The sequence below is a fragment of the Pseudoalteromonas sp. TB25 genome (genome assembly GCF_000497995.1).
Classification (GTDB): Bacteria; Pseudomonadota; Gammaproteobacteria; order Enterobacterales; family Alteromonadaceae; genus Pseudoalteromonas; species Pseudoalteromonas distincta.
Genome location: NZ_AUTI01000047.1, coordinates 1 through 1,591 on the forward strand (window position 1 = coordinate 1; position 1,591 = coordinate 1,591).

Sequence of the window (1,591 nt, forward strand, 5' to 3'; positions counted from 1 at the left end):
TTTTACTTCTCATTGTGCAAATAAAAGCTTTTAAAGAGCTAATTATTCACAAAGAGGTTAAGAGGCGCTGCGCTTTTAGAGTAAATGATACATATTGGCTGATCTGGTTTTTCTCAGTTATTACTGATTACCTTATCTTTGTGAAAGAAATTATTTATATTTTTAATAGTAATTAAAATAAATAAAAATGTACGTTTGAGGGGAGACAATACCTAAGCTACAGCAATTAAACGCTATCGCTTAAAGTATAAATCAATCGCTTTTGTGAGGAGCTCGTCGAGTTGTTCTTCAAATTCTTCAATATTAATATCAAAGTGCTTTAAGTAAGCCCGAGCCTGAGCAAGCGATAAATTGCGGCTGTTAACGCTGTATTGTCGCTCGTCTATGGTTTTATCGTAACGTGGTAAAAATACAAATTGGCCATAAAAGGGGGATTTAATATGCTTGTTTGCAAAACGACAAAAATCTTCAATATGCTCAGCACCCTTAGGTCCAAGGCAACCTGGCTCAATGCGATACATTAAGCGAATTTTTTTGTCGTCATTTATTTGCATTTAAAGCCTTTATCTAAAAAATAGTACGCGTACTATTTTCCCATCTTTAATTTGATAACTCGAAATAAGTTCTGAGCGTTTATCAACTACGTTTTCGTCAGTTGAACAAGTTTCTGAAAGTTCGTGATCAATCACTATATCACCGTGCACTATGCGCTTAATTGGTGATGAGTGAATACACTTTAACTTTTTAAACATTAGCCCATAACGTTCTATTAGTTTTTCTTTACCTTTAAATAATAGCTCATTAGGGAAAATATAAAACTCAACATCTTCGGCATATACACGAAGAAACTCTTCAATGTTACGTGCGTTATATGCTTTCACTAGCTGCTCTACCACAGCAAGTGATTCGCGCGATTGTTTAGCTTTAGTTTGCTGCTTAACTGTAAGAGCCTCTTTTGCTTGCGTTACTGCTTTTTCAGCTTCGGCTACTGCGACTGCTTTTTCTATTTTATTTTTAGGCTTTTCAGCAGGTTTAATTTGCTCATTACCTAATACCTTTGAATCGTCTGGTTTAGTCGCATCAATTGTTGGCTTTTTAAGCTCTGGCGCTTTGTATTCAAGCGTATTTACTTTGTCGTCAGTGTCGGTTTGAGTTACTGATTGCTCATTTTCAACTTTTGGCTTTTCAACGCTTGTTTGAGCTTCAACCTGTGGCTCTTTTTGCTCAGGCTCGCTTTGCTCTGCGGCATAAGTAATTAGCGCAACGGTAGTGACTAATGAGGCTAAAATAATAGATAACGGTTTCATAACTTTCCTAAAATGAACACTAAATACGTGTAATACCAATTACATTAAATAGGCGATCTATTATAGCGTTAAAAAATAGCGCAATAACAACGCGAAAATTGTGACATATAGTTGTTCTATATGAATAACTTTTAACGCAGTTAGTAAGTTACTTAATGCAATAGAATGATCATATTTTTGATAAAATTGGTATAAGGGTGCAACATAGCAAATTTTAACGTTATCGGGTAGTTAATACCACCACTGAAGCCTACCAGTACTGCTCTACCGTAATATTGCCGGGG

2 protein-coding genes are annotated in these 1,591 nt (G+C 35.5%); both read right to left on the bottom strand.

Translation table 11 applies throughout. The features are described from left to right. Positions 1–233: 233 nt before the first annotated feature. A complete protein-coding gene (locus tag L652_RS0100885) occupies positions 234–554 on the bottom strand; it encodes a hypothetical protein (RefSeq protein WP_002962108.1) in 321 nt (106 codons plus the stop codon). 9 nt (positions 555–563) lie between these two features. Continuing rightward, positions 564–1,307 (bottom strand): nuclear transport factor 2 family protein, encoded by a 744-nt coding sequence (locus L652_RS0100890; RefSeq protein WP_024596809.1) that lies wholly within the window; start codon positions 1,305–1,307, stop codon positions 564–566. Positions 1,308–1,591 lie beyond the last annotated feature (284 nt).

Bases quoted from the DNA above. Each gene is read 5' to 3' on its own strand.
- L652_RS0100885 (WP_002962108.1), bottom strand. From the start codon at position 554: ATGCAAATAAATGACGACAAAAAAATTCGCTTAATGTATCGCATTGAG.
- L652_RS0100890 (WP_024596809.1), bottom strand. From the start codon at position 1,307: ATGAAACCGTTATCTATTATTTTAGCCTCATTAGTCACTACCGTTGCG.